26 protein-coding genes, 1 other RNA gene and 1 riboswitch are annotated in these 24,620 nt (G+C 61.9%); of the genes, 19 read left to right on the top strand and 8 right to left on the bottom strand.

What is annotated here, in order from left to right:
* Both Q8O80_RS17125 and Q8O80_RS17120 read left to right on the top strand, forming a co-directional pair.
* Positions 1-994, top strand: a 994-nt coding sequence (locus Q8O80_RS17125; RefSeq protein WP_305581457.1) for an esterase-like activity of phytase family protein, incomplete at its 5' end; no start/stop codon positions are given.
* 143 nt (positions 995-1,137) lie between these two features.
* Positions 1,138-4,815 (top strand): AsmA family protein, encoded by a 3,678-nt coding sequence (locus Q8O80_RS17120; RefSeq protein ID WP_305581455.1) that lies wholly within the window; start codon positions 1,138-1,140, stop codon positions 4,813-4,815.
* Here the strand turns inward: Q8O80_RS17120 and Q8O80_RS17115 are convergent.
* The 3 genes from Q8O80_RS17115 to ssrA all read right to left on the bottom strand — a co-directional run bounded on the left by Q8O80_RS17115 (position 4,812) and on the right by ssrA (position 5,999).
* On the bottom strand, positions 4,812-5,036 hold the full coding sequence (locus Q8O80_RS17115) for a ribbon-helix-helix domain-containing protein (RefSeq protein ID WP_305581453.1): 225 nt from the start codon (positions 5,034-5,036) through the stop codon (positions 4,812-4,814). The genes Q8O80_RS17120 and Q8O80_RS17115 overlap by 4 nt on opposite strands.
* A 9-nt stretch (positions 5,037-5,045) precedes the next feature.
* Positions 5,046-5,534 carry an SspB family protein gene (locus tag Q8O80_RS17110; RefSeq protein WP_305581451.1) on the bottom strand — a complete coding sequence of 163 codons (489 nt, stop codon included), beginning with the start codon at positions 5,532-5,534 and terminating at the stop codon, positions 5,046-5,048.
* Positions 5,535-5,642: 108 nt separating this feature from the next.
* Positions 5,643-5,999, bottom strand: a transfer-messenger RNA (tmRNA) gene (gene ssrA / locus Q8O80_RS17105).
* Between the two features lie 101 nt (positions 6,000-6,100).
* Positions 6,101-6,311, top strand: a riboswitch (cobalamin riboswitch).
* Positions 6,312-6,361: 50 nt separating this feature from the next.
* Here ssrA and Q8O80_RS17100 point away from each other — a divergent pair.
* Both Q8O80_RS17100 and Q8O80_RS17095 read left to right on the top strand, forming a co-directional pair.
* Positions 6,362-7,042, top strand: a complete 681-nt coding sequence (locus tag Q8O80_RS17100; RefSeq protein ID WP_305581449.1) for an energy-coupling factor ABC transporter permease — start codon at positions 6,362-6,364, stop codon at positions 7,040-7,042.
* 205 nt (positions 7,043-7,247) lie between these two features.
* Entirely contained in the window at positions 7,248-7,823 is a 576-nt protein-coding gene (locus Q8O80_RS17095) for a DUF1003 domain-containing protein (protein WP_305581447.1), read from the top strand.
* Between the two features lie 22 nt (positions 7,824-7,845).
* Here the strand turns inward: Q8O80_RS17095 and Q8O80_RS17090 are convergent, their stop codons facing one another.
* Together Q8O80_RS17090 and Q8O80_RS17085 are read right to left on the bottom strand one after the other, a co-directional pair.
* A complete protein-coding gene (locus Q8O80_RS17090) occupies positions 7,846-8,085 on the bottom strand; it encodes a YdeI/OmpD-associated family protein (RefSeq protein WP_305581445.1) in 240 nt (79 codons plus the stop codon).
* Positions 8,082-8,480, bottom strand: coding sequence for a RidA family protein (locus tag Q8O80_RS17085; protein WP_305581443.1), 399 nt, complete (start codon positions 8,478-8,480; stop codon positions 8,082-8,084). Before Q8O80_RS17085 ends, Q8O80_RS17090 begins: the two co-directional genes overlap by 4 nt.
* Positions 8,481-8,623: 143 nt before the next feature.
* Here Q8O80_RS17085 and Q8O80_RS17080 point away from each other — a divergent pair, with 143 nt between their 5' ends.
* The 7 genes from Q8O80_RS17080 (at position 8,624) to Q8O80_RS17050 (ending at position 14,157) form a co-directional block, all read left to right on the top strand.
* Entirely contained in the window at positions 8,624-9,418 is a 795-nt protein-coding gene (locus Q8O80_RS17080) for a thymidylate synthase (protein WP_305581441.1), read from the top strand.
* A complete protein-coding gene (locus tag Q8O80_RS17075) occupies positions 9,415-9,735 on the top strand; it encodes a hypothetical protein (protein WP_305581439.1) in 321 nt (106 codons plus the stop codon). Before Q8O80_RS17080 ends, Q8O80_RS17075 begins: the two co-directional genes overlap by 4 nt.
* Before the next feature lie 99 nt (positions 9,736-9,834).
* On the top strand, positions 9,835-10,845 hold the full coding sequence (locus tag Q8O80_RS17070; protein ID WP_305581437.1) for a DUF4424 domain-containing protein: 1,011 nt from the start codon (positions 9,835-9,837) through the stop codon (positions 10,843-10,845).
* Positions 10,842-11,321 carry a GNAT family N-acetyltransferase gene (locus tag Q8O80_RS17065; RefSeq protein ID WP_305581435.1) on the top strand — a complete coding sequence of 160 codons (480 nt, stop codon included), beginning with the start codon at positions 10,842-10,844 and terminating at the stop codon, positions 11,319-11,321. The genes Q8O80_RS17070 and Q8O80_RS17065 overlap by 4 nt, the downstream gene beginning before the upstream one ends.
* 14 nt (positions 11,322-11,335) lie before the next feature.
* Positions 11,336-11,842, top strand: coding sequence for a dihydrofolate reductase (locus Q8O80_RS17060; RefSeq protein ID WP_305581433.1), 507 nt, complete (start codon positions 11,336-11,338; stop codon positions 11,840-11,842).
* A 62-nt stretch (positions 11,843-11,904) separates the two neighbouring features.
* Positions 11,905-13,026: an FtsH protease activity modulator HflK gene (gene hflK, locus Q8O80_RS17055; RefSeq protein ID WP_305581431.1), complete on the top strand. Its 1,122-nt coding sequence runs from the start codon at positions 11,905-11,907 to the stop codon at positions 13,024-13,026.
* A 3-nt stretch (positions 13,027-13,029) separates the two neighbouring features.
* On the top strand, positions 13,030-14,157 hold the full coding sequence (locus Q8O80_RS17050; protein ID WP_305581429.1) for an SPFH domain-containing protein: 1,128 nt from the start codon (positions 13,030-13,032) through the stop codon (positions 14,155-14,157).
* Positions 14,158-14,238: 81 nt separating this feature from the next.
* Here the strand turns inward: Q8O80_RS17050 and serB are convergent, their stop codons facing one another.
* A complete protein-coding gene (gene serB, locus Q8O80_RS17045) occupies positions 14,239-15,111 on the bottom strand; it encodes a phosphoserine phosphatase SerB (protein WP_305581427.1) in 873 nt (290 codons plus the stop codon).
* Positions 15,112-15,129: 18 nt separating this feature from the next.
* Between serB and miaA the strand changes: the two genes are divergently transcribed.
* The gene (gene miaA, locus Q8O80_RS17040; protein WP_305581461.1) at positions 15,130-16,014 is read left to right on the top strand and encodes a tRNA (adenosine(37)-N6)-dimethylallyltransferase MiaA; all 885 of its coding nucleotides are present in this window, start codon (positions 15,130-15,132) and stop codon (positions 16,012-16,014) included.
* Here the strand turns inward: miaA and Q8O80_RS17035 are convergent.
* Positions 16,011-17,426 carry an MATE family efflux transporter gene (locus tag Q8O80_RS17035; protein ID WP_305581425.1) on the bottom strand — a complete coding sequence of 472 codons (1,416 nt, stop codon included), beginning with the start codon at positions 17,424-17,426 and terminating at the stop codon, positions 16,011-16,013. The genes miaA and Q8O80_RS17035 overlap by 4 nt on opposite strands.
* A gap of 88 nt (positions 17,427-17,514) precedes the next feature.
* Between Q8O80_RS17035 and Q8O80_RS17030 the strand changes: the two genes are divergently transcribed.
* From Q8O80_RS17030 to Q8O80_RS17015, 4 genes are all read left to right on the top strand, one after another.
* A complete protein-coding gene (locus tag Q8O80_RS17030) occupies positions 17,515-17,889 on the top strand; it encodes a DUF423 domain-containing protein (protein ID WP_305581423.1) in 375 nt (124 codons plus the stop codon).
* Between the two features lie 64 nt (positions 17,890-17,953).
* Positions 17,954-18,226: a YMGG-like glycine zipper-containing protein gene (locus Q8O80_RS17025; RefSeq protein ID WP_305581421.1), complete on the top strand. Its 273-nt coding sequence runs from the start codon at positions 17,954-17,956 to the stop codon at positions 18,224-18,226.
* A gap of 290 nt (positions 18,227-18,516) precedes the next feature.
* Positions 18,517-18,732 (top strand): cold-shock protein, encoded by a 216-nt coding sequence (locus Q8O80_RS17020; protein WP_305581419.1) that lies wholly within the window; start codon positions 18,517-18,519, stop codon positions 18,730-18,732.
* 128 nt (positions 18,733-18,860) lie between these two features.
* Positions 18,861-19,337: an NUDIX hydrolase gene (locus Q8O80_RS17015; RefSeq protein ID WP_305581417.1), complete on the top strand. Its 477-nt coding sequence runs from the start codon at positions 18,861-18,863 to the stop codon at positions 19,335-19,337.
* A 1-nt stretch (position 19,338) separates the two neighbouring features.
* On the opposite strand, the gene Q8O80_RS17010 is transcribed toward Q8O80_RS17015, so the two are convergent.
* Positions 19,339-20,838 (bottom strand): inorganic phosphate transporter, encoded by a 1,500-nt coding sequence (locus Q8O80_RS17010; RefSeq protein ID WP_305581415.1) that lies wholly within the window; start codon positions 20,836-20,838, stop codon positions 19,339-19,341.
* 371 nt (positions 20,839-21,209) lie between these two features.
* On the opposite strand from Q8O80_RS17010, the gene Q8O80_RS17005 reads away from it, so the two are divergent.
* The 3 genes from Q8O80_RS17005 to Q8O80_RS16995 all read left to right on the top strand — a co-directional run bounded on the left by Q8O80_RS17005 (position 21,210) and on the right by Q8O80_RS16995 (position 24,543).
* Complete coding sequence (locus Q8O80_RS17005) at positions 21,210-22,979, top strand: acetolactate synthase 3 large subunit (RefSeq protein ID WP_305581413.1); 1,770 nt, start codon at positions 21,210-21,212, stop codon at positions 22,977-22,979.
* An 84-nt stretch (positions 22,980-23,063) separates the two neighbouring features.
* Positions 23,064-23,618: an acetolactate synthase small subunit gene (gene ilvN / locus Q8O80_RS17000; RefSeq protein ID WP_305581411.1), complete on the top strand. Its 555-nt coding sequence runs from the start codon at positions 23,064-23,066 to the stop codon at positions 23,616-23,618.
* Positions 23,619-23,784: 166 nt separating this feature from the next.
* Positions 23,785-24,543, top strand: a complete 759-nt coding sequence (locus Q8O80_RS16995) for a pyridoxine 5'-phosphate synthase (RefSeq protein ID WP_305581408.1) — start codon at positions 23,785-23,787, stop codon at positions 24,541-24,543.
* The last annotated feature ends 77 nt before the right edge of the window (positions 24,544-24,620 follow it).

Below are 24,620 nucleotides of genomic sequence, written 5' to 3'. Positions count from 1 at the left end.
CCTCTTCATCACCGCCAATGAGAAGGACCTGGGCGCCGATGGCGCAGCCCGCTCCCATGTCATGATCTATGAGCTGGCCGAAGCCGAGGCTCCGAGCTATCCGCACATCATGAGCGACCTTGATGCCGATGGCCGCCCACTGGGTTGGGTCGCCCTGTCGGGTCTGGTTGCCGATGCCGAAAAGCCCGGCATGCTCTATGGCGTGTCCGACAGCTTCCTGGGCAATCAGCCGGCGATCTACACTATCGACGCGACCGCCAAGCCCGCCCGCATCACCGCCAAGACTTTGGTGACCCGCAATGGCAACCCGGCCCAGAAGCTCGATCTTGAAGGCATTGCCCTTGATGGCGAAGGCGGGTTCTGGCTGGCCTCGGAAGGCCGCAGCGACCGGTTGATCCCACACGCGCTCTACCGCGTCGATGCGGATGGCGAAATCGCCAAGGAAGTGCCGTTCCCGGCCGAACTGCTGGCCGAGGAAATCCGCTTTGGCGCCGAAGGCGTCACCGTGGTCGGCACCGGCGACGAGACGACGCTGTGGATCGCCATGCAGCGCGAGTGGAAGAACGACGCCAAGGGCGTGGTCAAGCTGGTGTCCTACAATCCCGCTTCTGGCGAATGGGGTGCCGTCAACTATCCGCTTGAGGCCCCCGCCGAAGGCGGCTGGGTCGGCCTTTCGGAAATTACTGCGCATGGCGAGCTGGTCTATATCGTCGAGCGTGACAATCAGATTGGCAGCAAGGCCGTGCTCAAGGCGCTCTATAGCGTGCCGGTTGCCGAACTGGTGCCGGGCGCCCTGGGTGGCGAACTGACCACGGTCACCAAGACGCTGGTGCGCGACTTCGTGCCGGACCTGACCTCGACCGGCGGCTATGTGCTCGACAAGGTCGAAGGCTTTGCCATCGACGCCAGCGGCGAAGGCTTTGCCGTGACCGACAATGACGGTGTCGACGACAGCTCGGGCGAGACCATGTTCTGGTCGATCGGCGCGCTGTAACGTCTCGATCAAGGCATTAGCGGATGGCCGGTCCTGCGGGACCGGCCATTGGTCGTCGTGGATAGTGCGAATCCGAGGAAATGGCAGCGGGGTGGGTTCTGGCGTGTATTCAATAGCGCGGCGGGGTTGCGCCCGGGCGGCGCTTGCCTACACTCTGGCGCTTCAATCCGGATGACCCACGCGCTGTGCTGAACCGCATCTACATCATTGTTGGCATGCTGGCGATCATCGTGCTCAGCAGCGCGTTTATCGCGCCCTATCTGATCCACTGGGCAGATTATCGCAGCCGCATGGAGGCGCTGGCGACTGGTGTTCTTGGCACGCCGGTGACCATTCGCGGCGAGATCGCGTTCGCCCTGCTGCCGCAGCCGCGGCTGAACTTCAGCGATGTGCTGGTGGGCTCGTCCGAAGAGCCGGCGGCAACGGTGGACAGCGTTGAGGTCGAGTTCTCGCTGATGGACTTCCTGCGCGACAATTACGATGTGACCCGGCTGGTGCTGCGCGGACCGGTAATTGACTTCAGCATTGATGAAAGCGGCCTGTTCGGCAGTGGCGTCAGCGTGGCGGCGGCAGGGGGTGGCGTCGCTCTGGCCCAAGCCAGCATTGTCGATGGCACGATCCGCCTGATGGATAGGCGGCTGGATCGCAATTTCGTGGCCAGTGATATTGATGGCGAATTGCGACTGTCGAGCTTTGCGGGGCCGTTTCAGTTTCAAGGGAGCGGGGTCTATCGCGATGAGCGCTATGGGTTGCGGCTGAATTCGTCGCAGGTCGATGGCGCAGGAGTGACCCGGGTGTCGGCCTTCGTGCAGCCGGATAGCGGGGCGTTTTCGCTGAGTACTGAAGGCCTGTTGACCCCCGGGATCGCGCCGAAATTTGATGGTACGATGACCTATCGGCAGACCCCGCCGATCGCTGACAAGGCCGACGACATCCGCGGTGATCTGGTGCTGGAGAGCAAGGTGATCGGCTCAACCGATCGCATCGTGCTCACCGGCTATACGTTGCAGCCGGACCAGAACCGGGCGGGCACGCGCCTGACCGGCGCCGCGAGCATCCAGCTGGGCGCGCGGCTGAGTTTTGACGCCGTGGTCTCGGGTGGGGTGTTTTCGCTGCCGCCGCGCGATGCCAAGGAAGATGCCAGCGCCAAGCCCTATGAGGCAGTGCGGCTGCTGGCGGAACTGCCCGCACCGCTGATCCCGGCCCTGCCGGGGCGGGTCGGGATTGATCTGGCCGAAGTGGGGTTGCGCGGCTTCGCGCTGCGCGATGTGCGGCTGGACGCCAGCACAGATGGCCAGGTGTGGACAATCGAGCAGTTCATCGGCCAGCTGCCGGGTGAGACGACGGTGCGGGCAGCAGGCGAGTTGACCGGGGAGGCCGATCATCCAGCGTTCCGTGGCCAGTTCAGTCTGAGCAGCGCCCGGCTGGACGGTCTGGTCCACCTCTGGCGCAAGCCGGGTGAGGACAATGCGCTATTCAACCAGGCCGGGGCGCTGGCCGGCAAGGTGATGTTGACCGGCGATGCCCTGCGGGTGAGCGAAGGCCAGCTGACGCTGAACGGGGCGGCGCATGGCGTCGAGCTGCGGTTGGGGTTTGGTGAAGAGAAGCGGCTTGATGTGGTGGGGCAATTTGCCGATCTCGGCGCCCAGGGGAGCGCCGTGCTGGCGGCGCTGCTGCCCAATGGCATGGCCGAGCCGCGCTTTGGCATCAGCTTTCCCGAAGGCAGTTTTTCGCTGACCGGTCAGAATGCGCGGGTGCTGGGCCATGACGGCTCGGCGCTGGTGGCAGAGGGGCAGTGGAGTGCAACGGCGCTGAGCTTCACGCGGCTATCGGCCGGCGATTGGGGCGGGCTGGGATTTGACGCCACGCTGCAGGCCAGCGGCACAATGGCAGCCCCCGAATTGTCCGGCTCCGGGCGGGTGCGGATCGATGCTGCCACGGCGCCAGCGCTGGCGGGGCTGTATGATCTGGCGGGTACGCCGCCGGAATGGCGGGAATTTCTGGCGCGTTCGGCACCGGCAGAGGTGCTGCTCGATCTGACGCCGGGTGAGGGTGGCGATGCACAGGTGCTGACTGTTGACGGCACGGCGGGCGCGGCCAAGCTGGATTTGCGGGCACAACTCGATGGTGGTCTGGCCCGCCTGGCCGTCGCGCCGTTGCGACTGACGGCGACGCTGGAGACCGACGATTCAGTGGCGCTGAGCGAACAGCTTGGCCTGGGGCCGGTGCCGCTGTTCCAAGATGATGCCATGATGGTCAGCCTGAGGCTGGAAGGCGCGCCCGGCAACAGCCTGGACAGCCGGATCAATCTCAGTGCGGGCGATGAATTTGTCGGCTTCTCGGGCAATCTGGTCACCAGCGAGGCTGGCGAGGTGCAGGGTACTGGCTGGCTTGAAATCGCCTTGGCCGACGCCGGCGGATTGGCGCAGATCATTGGCGCGCCGGGGATCAGCCTGCCGCCGGCCAGCGCCGAGGCCAAGCTGCACTTTGAGGGCGGGCGTCTGGCGCGGTTGACCGAAATTAGGGGACGCTCGGGCGAGAGCGCGTTTAGCGGTGCATTGAGCCTGACCGGCAGCAGCGACGGGGCTGTGTTGAGCGGCGCCATCGACCTTGGATCTGTCTCGGTGGAGGGGTTGGCAACGACATTGTTTGGCCGGGCGGGCATGGTCAGTGGTGGTGCGGTTTGGCCCGAGGGGCCGATCAGCATTGGCGAAGAGGCGCGGACGACGCGGGGCACGGTGGCGGTGACAGCGCAAGCGGTGACCGCTGCTGGCAGCGAGCGATGGGGCGCTACCAGCTTTGAGCTGGTCTGGGACGAAACGCGACTGCGGCTGGCCCGGTTTGAGGCGGTTCTGGGAGCGGGTATGGCCAATCTCGACCTGACGGTGTGCTGCGCGGGTCCTCTAAGCGACAAGACGGTGAGCGGGCGGCTGAGCCTTGGGGATGTCGCCATCGCAGCAGTCGCGCCGCCGGCGGTGATGCGGGCAATGGCGGGAACGCTGACCGGCGGTGTGCAGGTCAACGCGACGGGTGCCAGCCTGGCCGAAATGGCCAAGGTGCTGGCCGGCGAAGGCAATGTCACGCTGGCCGATTTTGTGGTGGCGCAGATGTCGCCCGCCGTGTTCCCCACGCTGGCCGGGTTGGAAGACGCCCTGAACATGAGTGCAGATGATTTGCGGGCGGTTATCGGGATGGGGCTGGAGCAGGGCGATTTCGTCGCACCCAAAGCCGCCGGGGCCTTCACCATTGCCGGGGGCGTGCTGCGCCTGACCAATTTCATTGTCGAGGGGGCGGGCGCCCGTCTGGCCGGCGATCTCAATCTCGATCTTGGCACGCTTGACCTGAGTGGTGATTTTGCCCTGATGCCGAGCGGACTTGCCGATGACAATGGACTAATCAGGAGCGAGACTGCACGGATTTTCAACCGGATCAGCGGCACGCTGTTGGCGCCGGTATCGTGGCTTGATCTCGACGAAATCGTGGCCGCCATCCAGGTGCGGGCCAATGAGCTGGAAGTGGATCGTCTCGAAGCCCTGCGGGCTGAGGACGCCGCGCGGCAGCGCGCTGCGGCTGAAGCGCGCAACCGGTTGATCGAGGAACAACGGCAACGCGCAGCGGCAGAGGCTGCACGCCTCGCGGAAGAGGCCGCGGCTGAGGAAGCGGCGCGGGCGGCCGCTGAAGCTGCAGCGCAACAGCCCAGCGAAGCGGACACGCAGCGGCAGGAGCAACAAGTGCAGCGACAGCAGCAGCCAGCGCCGGGCGATAACCCGGTGATTGATGGGCCAATCGACCTGACGCTGCCGCTAGCGCCGCTATTTTAGGGGTGGGTTTCTGGGGCCGTCTTGGCCTGATACCAGCCGAGCACGGCCAAGCGCGCCGCCGATGACAGATTGGTAGTCTGTCGATTGGCGTCGATGGAGCAGATCAGGGCAGTCATGGTTTGCCCGGTTTCGGCGGCCATCTGTTCAAGCGCCGCCCAGAACTCGGGCTCGAGTGCAATCGAGGTGCGGTGCCCGGCGATGGACAGGGATCGTTTGTCCATCAGCGGGGGTCAGGGCTTCTTGCGGAATGCGTCGAGGCTGACGACCTTTTCGCCGGACTTTTCCTCGTCGCCGCTGTCCTCGCCTGCGGCGGATTCAACTGCATTGTCGTCGGCGTCTTCGACCTCATCGGCCCCCGGCGCAGTCTGCGGATCAAACTGCAGGCCGAACTGCACCGATGGATCAAAGAAGCCTTTGACCGCCGGAAAGGGGATCACCAGCGTTTCGGGGATGCCGTCAAACGACAGGCCGACCTCGAAACCAGTCTCGGTCACCTTGAGGTCCCAATACTGATTCTGGATGACGATGGTCATTTCCTTTTCGTACTGGCCGAGCAATTTCTCGCTCAGGCGCACACCCGGCGCGCGGGTGAGGAAGGAAATGAAGAAGTGATGCTCGCCCGGCAGGCCGGTCTTGGCGACTTCAGCCAGTACCTTGCGCACGACGCCGCGCAGGGCTTCCTGAGCGAGAATATCGTAGCGCATGTGGTCTTCGGCCATGGTCACCCTTCCGGTGCAGAGAGATAGAATCCCGAACAGCCCATATCAGCCTTACGTTCCATGAGAATTCAAGGATTAAAGGTGTTAACTGCCCAGCAAATGAATGAAAGTGCAGGCTTCTGTTGCCAGGTGCCTGCGAACCCCGCCTGTCACCCGGCTAGGAGTGGAGGACTTAGTTTCCCAATGCTAGCACTGCTTACGCAGCGAGAGCGACTGGAGCCTTATGGTTGTCATTTGCAACTATAAGTTTCGGACCGATAACGGTGGTACCTCACCGAGCAAAAGCACACCTTTTACACCCTCGTCGATCCTGTTTCGCCCCCATTGGCTGCCCCTAAGGGGAGTAGATGGTGGAGGCGCCGGGTACTGCCCCCGGGTCCGAATGGTTTATTACGATGACAATTTATCGCCATAGCTCTTGCGAGCAGTTTCTATATAGGCGCGGTACGGACGGTATGCAAATGCGTGGTGGGTGTTTTTTGTGGCCAGCGCCGCCGTCTGGCAGGAAAATGGGCATATCGCGAGCGGGTTAACTCCGCATCGTGCTTGTGCAAGCAATTGTCCGTTGGTAGTTTTGACCCGATGGTTTCCACCTGTGCAAGCGCAAGGTGGATGAAAAGGGAACACGGTGCGGCGTATCCAACAGGAGCCAAGACCGTGGCTGCCCCCGCAACTGTAAACGGTTTGCGGCACGCAAGATGCCACTGACGCCATGTCGGGAAGGCGCGTGCCGATTATCCGTGAGCCAGGAGACCTGCCATCACCGCGAGCGCGTCCGCGCTCATTGATCACAGCATGCCGCACGGTGGGTGCGGAGAGGAGACATCATGCATATCGAACCAGGCATCGTCGACGGTGCCAAAATTACGCTGAGCTATGCCACTGCCGCCGGATCTTTCGGTCTGGCCGCAAAAATGGCGCTGGATACCATCCACAGGGACGGGGCAACCGCACTGGCCCTGCGCACCTTGGCCACCACGGCGCTGGTGTTCAGCTTTTTCGAGGTCTTTCCGCATCATGCGGTGGGCGTCTCGGAAGTCCATCTCATCCTGGGCTCCACCCTGTTCCTGATTTTTGGCGCTGGCGCGGCCGGGCTTGGTCTTGCCATGGGGTTGCTGTTGCAGGGTCTGTTCTTTGCGCCCTTCGATCTGCCGCAATATGGCATGAACGTCACGACGCTGATCGTGCCGCTGTTTGCCATGACATTCCTGGCCAAACGCATCATTCCCGAGGCGACTGCCTACAAGGATGTGGGCTATGGTCAGGCGCTGATGCTGTCGAGCGCCTATCAGGGGGGCACTGTGGCATGGGTGGCCTTCTGGTCGCTCTATGGCGGCGGGCTTGGTGCGCAAAACCTGGCCGCTACCGCCAGCTTTGGCGCCGCCTATCTGCTCGTGATCGTACTTGAACCGTTGATCGATCTGGCAGTGCTTGGCCTGGCCAAACTCTCTGGTCGCCAGCGCGGGACATCGCTGTTGCAGGGGCGGTTGTTTCAGGCCGCCGTTTAGCCGCTTTTTGGCGGCCCCACCGGGGCTGCCATTCAATCTGGTATCGCCAGGTGGCTATGCGTTTGTCGCCAGCGCTCCATTGCAGGCTCGCATGAGCAATGGGCCATTCTTCGTCGGTGCAGTCTGTTCGAGGCGTAGCCGCGCGGCGTCGCGCCAGGGGCGAATGTAATATAGAATGGCGCGTGCAAATCCTGGTGAGGCTGGCATGGCAAACAACGCGACTGACAAACTGGTGCATGCGGCGGAGCGCTTTCTCGGCAAGGGCGAGACGGCGCTTGATGAGCGCGAGCGGAAGGTGCTGCAGCGGGCCCTGGGCCAACATACCCTGGCCGAGGATGCCAGCGAGTTGTTCGACGAGGGCGCTACCTTTGGGCAGCGACTGGCTGATGGCGTGGCCAGTTTTGGTGGCTCCTGGACATTTCTGATTATTTTCGGCGCGTTGCTGCTGACCTGGGTGGCCGCCAATCTGGCGTGGCGCGGCGAAGCGCCCGATCCCTATCCCTTCATCTTTCTCAACCTGGTGCTGTCGATGCTGGCAGCGGTGCAGGCGCCGGTGATCATGATGAGCCAGAACCGCCAGTCGGCCAAGGACCGCCTGGTCACCAGCCACGACTATGAGTGCAACCTCAAGGCCGAGATCGAGATCATGGCGCTGCACGACAAGCTCGACCGGCTGCGTGACGATGATCTCCGGACATTGCTGACCAAGCAGCAGGAGCAGATTGAGCTGTTGATGCGGCTGGTTCAGGATCGTACGGGGGATGCCCCGGGGGCGAAATAGGCTCCCTTTCCGGGCGCGCGGATTAGCCGTTCCACGACATGCCCATATAGACCTTGCCCGCTTCGAGTTCGTCCAGCATCTGGGCGAGGTGCCGCTGCCTGGTCTCTTCGCGCTTCACCTTGTTTATCCAGAGCAGGTAATCATTGCGTTGATAGGGCGGGCGGGCATCATAGGCAGGGCGCAGCCCCCGGGCATCGAGGGCTTCAGCAACGAAATCGGGCATTTCCTCGCGTTTGCGCAAGGGGCGCAGGACCGGGCTCATGGCAGAACTGCCTGAGCCTCGATTTCGATCAGGAAGTCCGGATTGGCAAGGCCCACAACCCGCAGCGCGGTTACGGTCGGCGGATTGCCTCTGGTCCCCCACACGGCAATCCAGGCCCCGAAGGCCGCGTTCAGGTCGATGTCCTGTTGCATGATGATGGTTACCTTGACCAGGTCCTCAAGCCTTGCACCAGCGGCGGCAAGAACCATTTGCAGATTGCTCAGCGCCTGTTCCGTCTGTCTGGCGACATCGCCCTTGCCAACAATTTCGCCCCTGGCGTTGACGCCATTCTGGCCCCCGATCAGCAGGGTGCGGGCGCCCGCCGGCAGGATGATGCCTTGTGAGAAAACCGGGCTCTGGTACATTCCTGCGGGGTTGAGATGTACAATGGACATGACTGCCTCCTTCTGCCGTTGTCCAGACAGGCTATGGAAGCACTGCTGACACGACATGTCATGAGTTTTCACGGTATTCACCTACCGAATTTGCCTGCGATCACTGGTCGAAGCCCAGGCCGAATCGTCGTATCAGATAAGCCATGCAGCCCTATCTCAAGCTACTCGCCGATATCCTGGAAACTGGGGCCGACAAGTCCGACCGCACCGGCACCGGTACGCGCAGCCTGTTCGGCTATCAGATGCGGTTTGATCTCAGCGCGGGCTTTCCGCTGCTGACCACCAAGAAGCTGCATCTGAAATCCATCATCTATGAACTCCTGTGGTTCATTCGCGGCGAGACCAATGTGCGCTGGCTGCAGGAGCATGGGGTCAAGATCTGGGACGAATGGGCCGACGAGAACGGCGATCTCGGACCGGTCTATGGCTCGCAATGGCGCAGCTGGCCGGCGCCGGATGGCCGCAAGATTGACCAGCTGGCGCAGGTCGTGAACTCGATCAGGAATAATCCGGATTCTCGACGCCATATCGTTTCCGCCTGGAATCCGGCGGAAGTCGACAATATGGCACTGCCGCCGTGCCACTGCCTGTTCCAGTTCTATGTCGCCAATGGCAAACTGAGCTGTCAGCTCTATCAGCGCTCGGCCGACACATTTCTGGGCGTGCCATTCAACATCGCCTCCTATGCGCTGCTGACCCATATGGTGGCGCAGGTGACCGGGCTTGAGGTCGGCGATTTCGTGCACACGCTTGGCGATGCGCATCTGTATTCAAATCATTTCGAGCAAGCGCAATTGCAGCTGACGCGCGAGCCGCGGCCGCTGCCGAGGCTGGTGCTCAATCCCGCGGTGACCCGACTGGAAGACTTTGCGTTCGAGGATTTTTCCTTTGAAGGCTATGATCCGCACCCGGGCATCAAGGCGCCGATTTCGGTATGAGCCGCGACCTGCCGGTGCTCAGCGATTTGGTGACGCGGGTTTCCGACATCTACGCACAGCGCAACGACATTGCGCGCGATGATGACTGGTACCTGCTCAAGCTGCAGGAGGAGCTCGGTGAATTGACCGCCGAGTATCTCAAACTGTCCGGCCGCGGCCGGCTGAAGGGCGCCACACCGGCGGATCTGCGTCTTGCGATGGCAGACGAAGCCGCAGACGTGCTGGCCATGCTGCTGCTGTTTGCCCGCAACAACCGGATCGACCTCGATGCCGCGCTGGCCCGTAAATGGTTCCAGCATCTTCCGCAGCAGGCGTAGAACAGGCTAGATAGGTCCGAAATCAGCCTGACGTCTTGCCGAAGAAAACCAGTGTCTGGCATTCGGGTTTCGAGCAATAGGCCGTTTGGGAGAATGATCATGAAGTCATTTTGTGTGATCGCGGCGGTTCTGGCTGCCGCGCTGCCGGCGCTGGGCAATGATACCTCCGCAGTGCTGACGACAGGCGGGCTGGAATTCGTGACCAATCCGGACATCGTCATGGCCAGCGAAGAGTTGTTCATCTCGGCCGATGAAATCCGGGTGGTGTATCAGTTCCGCAATGACGGGGCCGAGGATCAGAGCGTGCTGGTGGCGTTCCCGATGCCCGACATCGTGCCCTCGATCTATTCGCCTGTCGCGTTTCCGCAGGGGCCGGATGACAATCTGTTTGAATTCACCACGACATTTGATGGTCAGCCCGTAGAAGCGACGCTGCATGAATATGCCTATGCACTGGGCGTGGACCGAACCAAGTTGCTGCGGCAGTTGGACCTGCCGCTGGTGCCGATCAGCGCAGCGGCCAGCGCCGTCACCGATGCGCTCGGCGATGAGACACGGGGCCAATTGCTGCATCTGGGCCTGCTGACGCCCGATGAATATGACGATGGCAGCGGCATGACCACGCACTACTTTCCGGCCTGGACCTATCGGGCCACCTATACCTGGGAGGCCAATTTTCCGGCTGGGCAGACGGTGGAGGTTGTCCATACCTATCGGCCGAGCGTCGGCGGCACGGTGGGGGTCAGCTTTTTGTCCGAAGCCACGGACGGCTATGATCCGGCGCGCGACTATGCGGAAAAATACTGCACCGATGCAGGATTTGTCAGCGCGGTGCGCAAGACCCTGGTCAACCCGGATGAGCCATGGTCGGCGCCGTTCAGCGAAAGCTGGATCTCCTACATTTTGACTACTGGCGGCAATTGGGGCGGCAACGGCATTGAGAAATTCCGCCTGGTGATCGACAAGGGTGATCCAAAAAATCTCGTTTCCTTCTGTGGCGAGGGGGTGCGTAAAATCGGCCCGACGACCTTCGAGATGGTCAAGGAGAACTTCTGGCCGCAGCAGGAACTCAATATTCTCATTCTCAATCGCTTGCTGGACGCGCCATGACCCTAACGATCCGCCCCGCTCAAACGGGCGATGAAGGCCTGATTGTGTCGTTCGTGGCGGCGCTGGCCGCCTATGAGAAGCTGAGCCACGAGGCCACGGCGAGTGAGGCTGATATTGCCCGTGATCTGTTTGGTGCCGACCCCAAGGTGTTCTGCGAAATTGCCGAGTGGGACGGCCGGCCGGTGGGCTTCGCGCTGTGGTTCTACACCTATTCGACCTTTCAGGGTCGACACGGTATCTGGCTGGAAGATCTCTATGTTGAGCCGGCACTGCGCGGCAAAGGTCTGGGCAAGGCGCTGCTTGGCCATCTGGCTCAGCGTTGCGTTGCCGAAGGGTTGGGACGGTTCGAGTGGTGGGTGCTGAACTGGAACGAACCCTCAATCGCCTTTTATCAGGCGCAGGGCGGGGTAATGCAGGATGAGTGGACCAAGGTGCGCGTCGAGGGCGCCGATTTGATCAAGCTGGGTACGCCATGAGCATTCCCATCGCCATGATTGCCGCAGTGGCCAAGAATGGGGTGATCGGCGGCGATCAGACCATCCCCTGGCATATTCCATCCGATTTTGCCTGGTTCAAGCGCACGACGCTGGGCAAGCCGATGATCATGGGCCGCAAGCAATTTGAGACGGTGGGCAAGCCGCTGCCGGGGCGCACCAATATCGTGGTGACCCGGCAGGATGGGTATCAGCCTCAAGGGGTGGTGGTCGTCGCCAGTCTGGATGCGGCGCTGGATGCGGCGCGCGACATCGCCGAACGCGACGGCGCTGACGAGATCGTGATCATCGGTGGCGGGGATATTTATGCGCAGATGATGGGCCGGGCTGATCGACTGTACATCTCTCATATCGACTTGGCGCCGCAAGGCGATGTAGAATTTCCGCCGATCGATCCGACGATCTGGGAGGTGGCGGAGCAGCCCGAGGTAACGCCGAATCCCAGGGACGAAGCCAGCTACCGCATTAACGTGTATAAGCGACGTAACGCCGCTGCGCATTGATCGCGCGGAGTGCTTGCCTATATAAGGGCGCAACGACGAAATGATTATCCGAAAGGGACGCAATGCCGTGGGAGAATAATGGAGGCGGGGGTGGCCGCAATACTGGCGGTCCCTGGGGGCAGGCACCCGGCGGTGGTGGCGGTGGTCCCCGGCGTCCTGGTGGCGGTAACACACCCAATCTCGAAGACATTCTCAATCGCGGCCGCGACCAGTTCAGCGGTGGGTTGCCTGGTGGGCGCTGGGCGCTGATCGGCGGCGCCCTGGCGTTGATCGCGTTCTGGGGGTTGAATTCAGTTTACACCATCGATCCACAGGAAGTTGGCGTTGAGCTGCGCTTTGGCGCGCCGAAGCCTGAACTGTCCATGCCGGGTCTGCATTTCCTGTTCTGGCCAGTGGAGACTGTCGAGCGGGCGGTGACAACCGTCAATCAGACCCAGATCGGTGCTTCGGAATCCAGTGGCACGGCACGCAACAATGCGTCCGGATCGAGCGAAGGGCTGATGCTTTCGGGCGATCAGAACATCGTCAGCGTTCAGTTCTCGGTGTTCTGGGCCATCGACAATCCGGTACAATATCTGTTCAACGTGCGCGACCAGGAATCCATGGTGCGTTTCGCTGCTGAAAGCGCCATGCGCGAAGTGGTTGGCCGCCGTCCCGCCCAGGATATTTACAGTGACGATCGTAGTGGTGTGTCAGCCGAGGTGCTGTCGATCACACAGGGCATCCTGGAAAGCTATGAGCTGGGCGTGAATGTCGGTCAGGTGCTGATCGAAAATGCCGGTCCGCCTGCCGAGGTGATTGACGCGTTTAACGAAGTCCAGCGTGCGCGCCAGGACGAGACGCGTCTGCAGGAAGAAGCGCGGTCCTATGCCAATACCCTGCTCGGCGATGCCCGTGGCCGGGCGGCGGCGCTGCGGGAAGACGCGGCAGCCTACACCAACCGTGTGGTGCAGGAAGCAACCGGTGAATCGCAGCGCTTCAACGCTGTCTATGCCGAATACGTCAATGCACCAGATGTGACGCGCAAGCGGCTATATCTGGAAACCATGGAGCAGGTGCTGGGTGGTTCTGAAAAGGTGCTGATCGAAAACGGCGCCAACGGCAATGGTGTCGTGCCCTACTTGCCGCTGCCTGAACTGCGTTCGGGTCCCAAGACCACTCCGACGACGACGACGGGGAACTAAGTCATGCAAAACCGTCTCATCATCCTGGGCGCTATCGTCCTTGCGGCACTCTATATCGTGTTCTCCTCGATCTATATCGTGGACGAACGCGAGCAAGCCATCGTCATGCGCTTCGGTCAAATCACCGACGTGCGCACTGAACCGGGCATCTATTTCAAGGTCCCGACCGATGTCGTGGACAGCGTACAGATCATCGAAGATCGTCTGCTGCGCTATGACATCGCCAATATGCGCGTACAGGTTTCCGGCAACGCCTTTTATCAGGTCGATGCCTTCCTGACCTATCGTATCTCTGATGCACGGCTGTTCCGCGAACGGGCCACGGGCCAGTTGTCGGTGGCCGAAGACCGCATCGGGGCCAGCCTCGACTCGGCTCTGCGCGAAGTCTACGGCCTGCGTGAGTTCAACGCCGCGCTGTCTGAACAGCGCGCGCAGATGATGCAGGAAGTGCGTGACCTGATCCGCCCGGATCTGGCGCGTCTGGGCATCGACGTGGTCGATGTGCGGATCCTGCGCACCGACCTGGACGCCGACGTGTCGGCAACCACGTTCGAACGCATGCGGGCTGAACGTCTGGCCGAGGCCGCATTGCTGCGGGCTCGTGGTCAGGAACAGGCCCAGTCGCTGCGCGCTATCGCCGACCGTCAGTCGGTCGAGATCGTGGCGGCGGCGACCCGTGATGCGGAAATCATCCGCGGTACGGGTGATGCCGAGCGAAACCGGCTGTTTGCGGCGGCCTATGGCCAGAACCCGGAATTCTTTGAATTCTACCGTTCCATGCAGGCCTATATAACCGCACTGCCCGGCACAGGGACCACCATGGTGCTGTCACCAGATAGCGCGTTCTTCAGCTACTTCGGTTCCGATGGCACCCTGCCAGAAGCAGCCGCCAACCTTGCTGCACCGATCCAGCCGACTGCAGCGCCACTGACGGCGCCAGTGAGCAATGAGCCGGCGTTGGATGGGTTGGGCATTGAAGAGACAACGGCCCCCAGCATGACGCTGGAGGATGGCTCGGAGTTGACCCCAACCGTGGGCACCGAGGTACCCGCTCCGGCTGAAGCGCCTGCCGAGGGTAGCGTTCCGTCGGCTACCCCATCGCCTGTCGAGGCACCGGCGCCCGCGCAGTAGCCAGGCTCGGCTGCAAGAATTGAAAAGCCGGCGCAGTCAACTGCGCCGGCTTTTTGCTGTCTGCTGGTGGTATCGAATGGGTTAGCGGACGATGTCTTCATCGGTATAGCCCTGCAGATAGAGCAGGGCGGTCAGGTCGCCATGGTCGATGCGAATGTCTGCCTGGGCAGCGACCGCGGGCTTGGCATGCAGCGCGACGCCAAAGCCGGCAATGGCGATCATCTCCAGGTCGTTGGCGCCATCACCCACGGCCATGGTGCGGTTGAGCGGGACATTGCGTTCGCTGGCCAGGGCGATCAGCCGTTCGCGTTTGGTTGCCTTGTCGACAATGGGCTTGGCGACGGTGCCGGTGAGGCGATCGCCGTCAAACTCGAGCACATTGGCGACAGCTTCATCAAAGCCGATGCGCTTGGCGAAGAAATCGGCAAAATAGGTGAAGCCACCCGACACCAGGGCGGTATAGGCGCCATAGGCTTTCATGGTCTGGATCAGGGCGCGGCCGCCGGGGGCCAGGGTGATCCGCTCGCGGCGGACCTCTTCGATCACCTTGCGCTCCAGCCCCTTGAGCAGGGCGACGCGGGTATCAAGTGCGGCAGCGAAGTCGAGTTCGCCGCGCATGGTTCGATCGGTGATATCGGCGACCTGGTCCTTGATCCCCAGGGCAGCGGCGAGTTCGTCGATGCACTCCTCGTTGATCATGGTGGAATCCATGTCGGCGATCAGGATCGGTTTGCGGCGGCCCTCGGTGGGGACCAGCACGGCGTCGACCTTGGCCGTGCCGATGACCTGACGGGCCAGGTTCAGCGCTTCGGTTGACTCAGGCTCGATGATCTCGCAGGCAATGCCGTGGTCGAGCCAGTTGAGTTCGCCGCCGGTTTCCTGCACCACTGCAGCGGCCAGCACCGGGTCGAGTTCGGAATCGGTGGGATTGGTGATGAGGCAAAGAACGGGCATGAGCAATACTCTGGGAGGATACGCGTGACGGGCCGCAGGCGCGCCGTTCTGATAGCGGGTCCGACTGCCAGCGGCAAGTCGGCGCTAGCGCTGGCCATGGCGCGCGAGCAGGGTGGCGTGATCGTCAACACTGACTCCATGCAGGTCTATGACACCTTGCGCGTGGTGACGGCCAGGCCCGGGCAGGATGAGGTGGCACAGGCCGACCATCGCCTCTATGGCACGGTGCCGGCGGCGGTCCGGTTTTCGACCGGACAGTGGCTCACGGCGGTGCACAGCGTTATCAATCAGACAGGCGATGCCCCGCTGTTTTTCGTTGGCGGCACCGGGCTCTATTTCGATGCGCTGCTCAATGGTTTCGCTGACATTCCCGACGTCCCGGCCAAAATTGCAGTTCAGGTTCAACAGGAGATTGAGGATCTTGATGGTGCACAACGATTGGCGCTGTTGCTGCGCGAGGACCCGGTCGCGGCGGCACGGCTCAAGGTGGTCGATCCGCAGCGTCTGATCCGGGCGCTGGCGGTCAAGCGCGCCACCGGGCGGACGTTGTCGAGCTTTCAGGATGACAAGCAGGCTGGTGGACTGGAAGGGTTTGAAGTCGAGCGCCTGGTGCTGGACCCCGAACGCGATGTGTTGCGCGCCCGGATTGCCGAGCGCTTTGCCGCGATGTTCAGCGGCGGCGCGGTCGAGGAAGTGCAGGCCCTGCGGGGGCTCGATCTAGACTCCCACCTGCCGGTGAGCAAGGCGATCGGCGTGCGCGAGATTGGCGACTGGCTCGATGGCACCAGGACGCGCGATGAGGCCGTTGCGCTAGCCACCATTGCTACCCAGCAATACGCCAAGCGGCAGCGAACCTGGTTTCGCAACCGGTTTGGCGACTGGCCCCGGCGCGCGCCGGATTAGGCCATGGTGCGCATCAGCCCGAGGCGCTCGCGCATGGCAAAGCGGGCGACCAGCACCACGGCGACGCTACCCAGCCCCGCCGCCAGGCCCAGCCAGATGCCAACGCCGCGCCAGCCCAGTTCAAACCCCAGGAAATAGGCAACGGGCAGGCCGATGAGCCAATAGCCGACAATGGCGATAACCATCGGCACTTTGGTGTCGCTCAAGCCGCGCAGGGCATGGGCGGCCACAACCTGCGCGCCATCTACAATCTGGAAGAAGCCGGCAACCACGAGGAATGTGGCGGCCAGACCGAGCGCATTGGCATTGGCGGCCGAACGCGGGTCGAGGAACCATGAGACGATGACTGGGCCCATTGTCAGAAACACAATGCAGCTCAGGGTCATGAAACCGGTGCCCAGAGCAAAGGCGGTCCAGCCGGCCTTGCGCACCCCTTCAGGGTCGGTCCGCCCATAGGCGACGCCAACCCGCACCGTGGCGGCAATGCCCAGGCCCAGCGGCACCATGAATGCCATCGAAGCACTTTGCAGGGCCACGGCGTGGGCGGCCACTTCATCGGTGCCCAGCAGGCCCATCAGCAGCGCGGCGGCGGTGAAGAGCCCCACTTCGGCCAGCACAGTCAGGCCGATCGGCGTGCCAATCCGGAAGATTTGGCGGAAGCGTGGCCAATCGGGCTTCCAGAAGCGGATCATGATGTTGAAACGCTTGAAGCGGCGGTGGCGCAACACATAGAGCAGCATCAGGCCGAACATCAGCGCATTGGTCAGCACGGTGGCGACGGCCGAGCCGCGCAATTCGAGGCGCGGAAAGCCGAAATTCCCAAAAATCAGCGCGTAGTTGAGCGCCGCGTTGAACACGACGCCCCCGACGGTAATCAGCAGGATGATCCGGGTTGAGTCAAAGGCCGATAGCAGGGAGCGCAGGGCGATGATGGCCAGCGCCGGGAACAGCATCCAGACCGCGGTCTGGATATATTGTTCTGACATCAGGGTGATTGCGGGGTCCTGACCGAGCGCGGCAAAGATGGGTTTGATTTGCCAGAGGAAGGGCACCAGCACTGCGGCAATCAGAATGGCCGCCCACATGCCCTGCCGGACAACACGGCGAACCGCCTTGATGTCGCGTGCGCCGCGCGCCTGTGCAACGAGCGGCGCCACGGCGCCGACAATGCCGATACCGCCCACCAGAAATGGCATCAGAAAGGTGGTGGCCAGCGTGCCGGCAGCCAGAAAATCGGGGCCGAGCCAGCCCGTCATGATCACATCAGTGGTGGTGAGGGCGTTTTGCGCCAATTGGGCGATGACCAGCGGCCAAGCCAGGGTAAACATGGCGCGCAGTTCCGCACCCCAGGTCGAGGCCGGGGCAATTTTCCGGGCGGCCGGTCCTGGCGCACCTGTTACTTGCTCAGTCATGAAAAAATGTCCTACTCGCAAGGTCTGCTCTAGCCGAAACCGCAGGGCGGCGGAAGGGGCGGTTGCTGGCAGCGCTGAGGAGCAGGCTATGGACGAAAAAAATGATAGAGGCGCCCGCATTCTGATCCTGGCCGCTGGTCTGGCCGGGATGAGTGGGGTGATGGCAGCGGCGGCATCTTCCCATGGTGGGGAGTCACGCAATCTGGCCGCGCTGGCGGCGATCTGTCTGGCCCATGGGCCGGTGCTGCTGGCATTGGGGTTGCTGGGTCGGGGCAAGTTGTTGCGAATTGCCGGGTTGTTCCTGGCAGGTGGCACGCTAGTGTTTGCCGCCGATCTCGGCGTGCGCGAATGGATGGGGCAGGGGCTGTTTCCCGGTGCGGCGCCGCTGGGCGGCGGGGTGATGATCTTGGGCTGGCTGACCATTGCGGTCGCAGGTGCGTGGGGATTAAAGCAATCTAATTGAAATTGCACTGGAACCATCTGCCGGACCGCGCATTATGGCCTGTGAGATTTCCTCGGAGGGTTACATGCACAAGATCTTGATTATCGCCGCTACCTGTCTCTCGCTCGCAGCCTGCACGACCACGCAGCAAGGCGCTGCTGTCGGTGCTGGTGCTGGCGCCATTGTTGGTGCGGCCGCAGGCGGCACTGTGTTGAGCACCGCCGTTGGCGCTGGCGTTGGCGGCGTCGTTGGTGCTGCTGCTGGCAGCTTGGTTGGCAAGCGCTCGGGTTATACCAATCAGTGCGTCTATGAACTTCGCGATGGCCGCCGTTATTACGACACCTGCCCCAAGGGTTAGGTTAAAGCTGCAGCATCCCCCCATGCTGCGGTGCGCCTGACAGGCGCTGAACGCTCGGTCCGGACCTAATCCGCGGCCGGGCGTTGTCACGGGCAGGAAACGTCTTGAAATTGCGAGAGATAGCCGCCATATTTTGGTTCTACGACACTGTCTCGCGCTATCTGATCGACCGGTTTGCTCCGGGAACTTGGCTATCTCCTGATCTGTGAATCGTTAGGCCGGGCCTGACTTTGGGTCCGTTTTCAACCCTTAGCCGCGCTAGCGGCGACCACTCGCAAGGACTAGGTTCTATGGCTGTCATTACCGGTACTGTAAAATTCTTCAATACCACCAAAGGCTTCGGCTTCATTTCTCCTGAAGACGGCAGCAAGGATGCTTTCGTCCATATCTCTGCCGTGCAGCGTTCGGGCCTGCAGGGCCTGTATGAAGGCGATAAGGTCACCTATGAGCTCGAGACCGGCCGTGATGGCAAGGAGTCGGCGACCAATTTGACCCTGCTCAGCTAAGGCAGAGCGTCTGCGTTTCTGGAGGGGCCCCCTGCTGGGGCCCTTTTTTGTAGTGCCGGTGGATTTCTCGGTGCGGCAGCCGGAATACAGATATAGGCACAGGCGTAGTGACTCCATGTTGCGCCCTGATGACGCTGCCAAAGGTTTCGATGATCAAGAATTTTCTGCGTAACTGGAGTCCCAAGGTCGAGACTCCGTCCGAACAGCGGCAGGTCGGTGCCTTGCCCTACGCCTTGCGGGATGGTCGGCTCAGCATGCTGCTGATCACCTCCCGGCGCAGTGGCCGGTGGATTTTTCCCAAGGGCGCCATCGAGCCGGGCCTTTCGGCCAGCCAAAGCGCTGCGCATGAAGCACTTGAGGAAGCTGGTGTGGTCGGCCAGATTGAAGACACCCCAATCGGCAGCTATCGCACCGGATCGGACCTTGATGGCTCGGCTCTGGTGGATGTCGACATCTATCCGCTACTGGTAGAAACCCAGCTCGACCAGTGGAAGGAGCGCGGGCAGCGGCTGCGTCATTGGGTGGTGGTATCGGAAGCCCAACGGCTGCTGGCGGACCCCGCACTGGCCCGCATTGCGCTTGATCTGGCCAAGCGGTTTGGTTGAGTCAGCCGATCAGTAGATTAAGGACGAGAAACACCAGGGCGGCAAGTGCAGCCGATGCGGGTACGGTGATGACCCAGGCGGCGGCGATGCTCAACACGTGCTGGCGTCGCACCAGACGCCGACCGGCCTGTTGACGGTCCTTGGACAATGCCTCTTCAGGCGTGGCATTGAGCATGGTTGGATCGAGGAAGCGCGCCTGCACTGGCACGGCGTTACCCTTCATCTCGCGTATTGCAACATACTCGCGCAGAAAGCCGACCCCGAATATGGCGCCGACGGCGATGTGGGTCGATGACACTGGCAGGCCGAGGGCGGACGCTGCCAACACGGTGATGGCCGCCGAGAGCGCGACGCAATAGGCGCGGATTTCATTGAGCTTGGTGATCTGTTCGCCGACGGTACGGATCAGGCGGGGGCCGAACAAGGCCAGCCCAAGCGCGATGCCGATAGCGCCGATCAGCAGCACCCACAGCGGCAAGGTGATATCTGCCGATTGAGCGTGGCCAGTCTGCACCGCCGTGACAATGGCGGCGAACGGACCGATGGCATTGGCTACGTCGTTGGCACCGTGGGCAAATGACAGCAATGCTGCGGCCACGATCAGGGGCAGGCGGAACAGTTTGGCGATATGTTTGGTGCGGTTCTCGATCTTCAGCGACTGATGCCGGATCAGTGGCATGGCCACAAGCCAGCCCAGTACGGCGAAGCCCAGACCCAGCAGCAAGACCATGGTCAGACCTGGACTCCAGATGCGCTTGAGGCCTTTGGTGGCCAGATACATGGCGAAGACACCAGTCATCAATGCCACCAGAATGGGCACCCAGACCCGGGCTGCAGAAATCTTGTCGATACGCTTGGTGATGGTGGCGCGAATAAAGGCCAGCAGTATTGCGGCAAACAAGCCGCCAAGCGCGGGTGAAACGACCCAGCTGAGGGAGATGGTGCCGATAACGGGCCAGGCAACCGAGCCAATGCCGGCCGAGGCAATACCGGCGCCGACAACGCCACCGACGACCGCGTGCGTGGTGGAGACGGGGGCGCCGATGATGGTGGCCAGGTTGACCCAGAGCGCCGACGCCAGCAGCGCCGCCATCATCACCAGCACAAAGGTATCGCCATCGAGCTGATCGCCGATAAGCAGGTCCTGCGCCACGGTGCTGACCACATCGCCACCGGCCAGCAAGGCGCCAGCAGCCTCGAAGGTCCCGGCAATAAGCAGGGCGCCCAGCATGGTGAGCGCCTTTGACCCCACGGCGGGGCCCATATTGTTGGCAACGTCATTGGCGCCCACATTGAGCGCCATATAACCAGCGATCACGGCGGCGATGACGACCATATAACTGGTGGGGCCGTCCGCTACGACGAAACTGGCCCAGACCGCAGCAGCCAGCAGAAACACCAGGGCGATGCCGGGGGCAGCAAGAGAGCGGGCCAGATCGTGCGTGGCGAGTTCGAGACCGGCGACCCGCTTGAGGTCCTTGTCCAGCACGGGCTTTGCCATTGTCATCTATCCGTCACATGAGGTGTGTGAGGGGGCAATAGCATTGTCAGTGTGAAAAACCACCGTTTTGTCACACATTGTCGCAATTGCGTGCGCCCAAAGAAAATCCATGCACTGGACAGGCTGATCGGCGCGGGCCTTGACAGCTTTGCAAAATTGCTCCTATCAATGCCACCAGAATTTCTTTTAGGAGAGGTCCCGTGCGGGCACTCATTCTCGTAGTAGGTAGGCGCATCGGCAACGTGGGATAACATCCCGCGCGATAGCTGGTGCGCCGAAAACAGGTCCCGAACGGGGCCTTTTTTATTGCCCGGTTTCCGCCAACTATGAGACCGGGTCAGGACAATGGACTGAGGAAAAGGACTAGAACGATGGCCGAAAGAATGACCGGCGCGGAAATGGTAATCCAGGCGCTGACCGATCAAGGGGTCAAGCATATTTTCGGTTATCCGGGCGGTGCCGCCCTGCCGATCTATGATGCGATGTTCCAGCAGGAAGACATCCAGCACATTCTGGTGCGGCATGAGCAGGGCGCGACGCACATGGCTGAAGGTTATGCCCGCTCAACCGGCAGGCCCGGCGTGGTGCTCGTCACCTCAGGTCCCGGTGTGACCAACGCCGTTACCGGCCTCACCGATGCGCTGATGGACTCCATCCCCCTTGTCTGCATCACGGCGCAGGTTCCCACCACGCTGATCGGAACGGACGCCTTCCAGGAGTGCGACACGGTCGGCATTACCCGCAGCTGCACCAAGTACAATTACCTGGTCAAGCGGATCGAAGACCTGCCGCGCATCATGCACGAGGCCTTTCTGATCGCCACGACCGGTCGCCCCGGGCCGGTGGTGATCGATATCCCCAAGGATATCCAGTTTGCCATGGGCGACTACTACAAGCCTGACCTCGATACGCTGCGCCATCAGAGCTACCGCCCGCAAATGGATGGCGATGCCGCAGCGATCGAAGCTGCTGTCGATCTCATGCTCAAGGCCGAAAAGCCGATCTTCTATACTGGCGGCGGCGTGATCAATGCCGGCCCAGAGGCGTCGGCGCGCTTGCGTGAGCTGGCGGAATTGACCGGCTTTCCGGTGACCTCGACGCTGATGGGCCTGGGGGCATTTCCTGCGTCCAATCCGCAGTGGATGGGCATGCTGGGGATGCACGGCACTTACGAAGCCAATCTGGCGATGCATGACTGCGACGTGATGATCAATATCGGCGCGCGGTTTGATGATCGCATTACCGGTCGGATCGACGCCTTCTCGCCCGATAGCCGCAAGATCCATGTCGATATCGACCCAAGTTCGATCAACAAGGTGGTGCGTGTTGACGTGCCGATCATTGGCGATTGTGAGCGGGTGTTGTCCGAAATGGTCCGTGTCTGGCGCAGCAAGACCAATCAGCCGCGCACCGAGGCGCTGGCCCCATGGTGGAAGCAGATTGAGACGTGGCGCGCCGTCAAATCGCTGGGCTACAAGAATTCGGACACGGTGATCAAACCGCAATACGCCATTGAGCGGCTGCGCGAGGCCAGCAAGAAGCAGGGCAAGGAAGTGTTCATCACCACCGAGGTGGGCCAGCACCAGATGTGGGCGGCGCAGTATTTTCACTTCGACAAGCCCAACCACTGGATGACTTCAGGTGGCCTTGGCACCATGGGCTATGGCCTGCCGGCTGCGGTCGGCGTGCAGGTGGCTCATCCCGATGCGCTGGTTATCGACATTGCCGGCGAAGCCAGCGTGCAGATGACCATGCAGGAACTGTCGACTGCGGTGCAGTATCGGCTGCCGATCAAGATCTTCATCCTCAACAATGAGCGCATGGGCATGGTTCGGCAGTGGCAGGATCTGTTGCATGGCTCGCGCTATGCCCATTCCTATTCGGAATCGCTGCCCGATTTCGTCAAGCTGGCCGAGGCCTATGGTGGCAAGGGCATTCGTTGCTCGAACCCAGCCGAACTCGATGCGGCAATTGCCGAAATGCTCGACTATGACGGCCCGGTGCTGTTCGACGTGATCGTGGAAAAGGATGAGAACTGCCTGCCCATGATTCCCTCGGGCAAGCCGCACAATGAGATCATCCTGCCCGATACGGCCAATATCGGCTCCATCATCGACGAGAAGGGACGGCAGCTGGTTTGATCGCCACCCCTTCTACGCCGCTGGACAGCTGATGCAGCGGAATGAGGGGCTGATCGACAAACGGCTCCACTGAGGACCAAGAAAATGAACGCACATCTTCAGCCGACCGGTTCGGCCTACTTCCTGACAAAGGAAACCCAGGAAATCGAGCGCCACACGCTTTCGGTTTTGGTGGACAACGAGCCGGGCATTCTCGCTCGTGTGGTTGGCCTGTTCTCGGCCCGTGGCTACAATATCGAAAGCCTGACCGTCAGCGAAACCGAACATGGCCGCCGACTTAGTCGCATCACCGTTGTCGTCATCGCCACGCCCAAGACGCTGACCCAGATCAAGCTGCAGCTGGAGCGGCTGGTACCGGTGCACAAGGTGCACGATCTGACCGCGGAAGGCGCCTCGCTGGAGCGCGAACTGGCACTGATCAAAGTGGCTGGATCGGGCGATCGCCGCGCCGAGACTTTGCGGCTGGCCGATGCCTTCCGCGCCCAGATCGTCGATGCATCGGTGGAGAGCTTCGTGTTTGAAGTTACCGGCAAGCCGGCCAAGATCGACAGCTTCATCGCGCTGATGCAGCCCCTGGGGCTGGTCGAGGTGGTGCGCACCGGATTAGCTGCCATCTCGCGTGGCCCGCAGAGCATGTAGCCCGGCACCGAAAACCAACCCAGCGCGAGGCGGCGAAATCTGCCTGCGCTGTTGCCCTGCGCAGAGGAGCGCCCATGGCAGCGAGGAGCGGCGTCATCACAAATGCGGGATGGGTGCAGCGCTTTTGATAGTGTAGTGATGGAGCATTATCAGACCCGGTGTGCTCATGACTCTGCTTTCCGTCAATCTCAATGCCGTCGCGCAATTGCGTAACCGTCGTGATCTGCCGTGGCCAAGTGTGGTCGGGCTGGCGCGTGTGGCGCTGGATGCCGGCGCCAGTGGCATCACCATCCATCCGCGTCCCGATGAACGCCATATCCGGCGCACTGATGTGTTCGAACTGTCCGAACTGCTGCGCGATGAGTATCCGGCTGCAGAGTTCAATATTGAAGGATACCCGAGCACGGAATTCATTGCCCTGATCAACCAGGTCAATCCCCAACAGGTCACGCTGGTGCCCGATAGTCCTGAGCAGGCGACCTCGGACCATGGCTGGGATTTTCGCGGCAAGGGCAATTATCTGACTTCTCTGGTGCAGTTGCTCAAGGCACCGGGGCGGCGCATTTCGCTGTTCTGCGACCCCGAGGCCGGTGCCGATGGCGTGGCAGCAGCCAAGGCAACGGGCGCGGACCGGATCGAACTTTATACTGGTCCCTATGGCGCCTGTTACGCGGATCCCGACAAGGCCGAATACGAATTGGCCGCGCTTGCCGAGACGGCCCGGGCGGCCCGGCGTGTGGGGCTGGGGGTCAATGCCGGGCATGATCTGACGCTGGCCAATTTGCCCGCCTTTCAGGCAGCGGTGCCGGGCGTCGATGAAGTTTCGATCGGGCATGGCCTGACCGCCGATGCCTTGCTGATGGGGTTTGCTGCGGCGGTGAGGGCCTATTGCGACCTGTTGGGCGATCAGGCTCGCCGTTCGTGATTGATGATTGCGCCAGTTAGGCGCAGGCGATTGTAGCGCCTGTACGAACAGTGCGTCAGCCCGGCGTTGCCAGTGCC

The sequence above is a fragment of the Devosia sp. genome (assembly GCF_030689745.1).
Lineage (GTDB): Bacteria > Pseudomonadota > Alphaproteobacteria > Rhizobiales > Devosiaceae > Devosia > Devosia alba.
Note: the sequence above shows the minus strand (reverse complement) of the source record. Positions and strands in the feature narration are given on the sequence as shown.

Excerpts from the sequence above, each read along its gene's own strand:
- Q8O80_RS17115 (WP_305581453.1), bottom strand. The coding sequence starts at position 5,036 with ATGGACAAACGATCCCTGTCCATCGCCGGGCACCGCACCTCGATTGCA.
- Q8O80_RS17110 (WP_305581451.1), bottom strand. The coding sequence starts at position 5,534 with ATGGCCGAAGACCACATGCGCTACGATATTCTCGCTCAGGAAGCCCTG.
- Q8O80_RS17100 (WP_305581449.1), top strand. The coding sequence starts at position 6,362 with ATGCATATCGAACCAGGCATCGTCGACGGTGCCAAAATTACGCTGAGC.
- Q8O80_RS17095 (WP_305581447.1), top strand. The coding sequence starts at position 7,248 with ATGGCAAACAACGCGACTGACAAACTGGTGCATGCGGCGGAGCGCTTT.
- Q8O80_RS17090 (WP_305581445.1), bottom strand. The coding sequence starts at position 8,085 with ATGAGCCCGGTCCTGCGCCCCTTGCGCAAACGCGAGGAAATGCCCGAT.
- Q8O80_RS17085 (WP_305581443.1), bottom strand. The coding sequence starts at position 8,480 with ATGTCCATTGTACATCTCAACCCCGCAGGAATGTACCAGAGCCCGGTT.
- Q8O80_RS17080 (WP_305581441.1), top strand. The coding sequence starts at position 8,624 with ATGCAGCCCTATCTCAAGCTACTCGCCGATATCCTGGAAACTGGGGCC.
- Q8O80_RS17075 (WP_305581439.1), top strand. The coding sequence starts at position 9,415 with ATGAGCCGCGACCTGCCGGTGCTCAGCGATTTGGTGACGCGGGTTTCC.
- Q8O80_RS17070 (WP_305581437.1), top strand. The coding sequence starts at position 9,835 with ATGAAGTCATTTTGTGTGATCGCGGCGGTTCTGGCTGCCGCGCTGCCG.
- Q8O80_RS17065 (WP_305581435.1), top strand. The coding sequence starts at position 10,842 with ATGACCCTAACGATCCGCCCCGCTCAAACGGGCGATGAAGGCCTGATT.
- Q8O80_RS17060 (WP_305581433.1), top strand. The coding sequence starts at position 11,336 with ATGATTGCCGCAGTGGCCAAGAATGGGGTGATCGGCGGCGATCAGACC.
- hflK (WP_305581431.1), top strand. The coding sequence starts at position 11,905 with ATGCCGTGGGAGAATAATGGAGGCGGGGGTGGCCGCAATACTGGCGGT.
- Q8O80_RS17050 (WP_305581429.1), top strand. The coding sequence starts at position 13,030 with ATGCAAAACCGTCTCATCATCCTGGGCGCTATCGTCCTTGCGGCACTC.
- serB (WP_305581427.1), bottom strand. The coding sequence starts at position 15,111 with ATGCCCGTTCTTTGCCTCATCACCAATCCCACCGATTCCGAACTCGAC.
- Q8O80_RS17035 (WP_305581425.1), bottom strand. The coding sequence starts at position 17,426 with ATGACTGAGCAAGTAACAGGTGCGCCAGGACCGGCCGCCCGGAAAATT.
- Q8O80_RS17030 (WP_305581423.1), top strand. The coding sequence starts at position 17,515 with ATGGACGAAAAAAATGATAGAGGCGCCCGCATTCTGATCCTGGCCGCT.
- Q8O80_RS17025 (WP_305581421.1), top strand. The coding sequence starts at position 17,954 with ATGCACAAGATCTTGATTATCGCCGCTACCTGTCTCTCGCTCGCAGCC.
- Q8O80_RS17020 (WP_305581419.1), top strand. The coding sequence starts at position 18,517 with ATGGCTGTCATTACCGGTACTGTAAAATTCTTCAATACCACCAAAGGC.
- Q8O80_RS17015 (WP_305581417.1), top strand. The coding sequence starts at position 18,861 with ATGACGCTGCCAAAGGTTTCGATGATCAAGAATTTTCTGCGTAACTGG.
- Q8O80_RS17010 (WP_305581415.1), bottom strand. The coding sequence starts at position 20,838 with ATGGCAAAGCCCGTGCTGGACAAGGACCTCAAGCGGGTCGCCGGTCTC.
- Q8O80_RS17005 (WP_305581413.1), top strand. The coding sequence starts at position 21,210 with ATGGCCGAAAGAATGACCGGCGCGGAAATGGTAATCCAGGCGCTGACC.
- ilvN (WP_305581411.1), top strand. The coding sequence starts at position 23,064 with ATGAACGCACATCTTCAGCCGACCGGTTCGGCCTACTTCCTGACAAAG.
- Q8O80_RS16995 (WP_305581408.1), top strand. The coding sequence starts at position 23,785 with ATGACTCTGCTTTCCGTCAATCTCAATGCCGTCGCGCAATTGCGTAAC.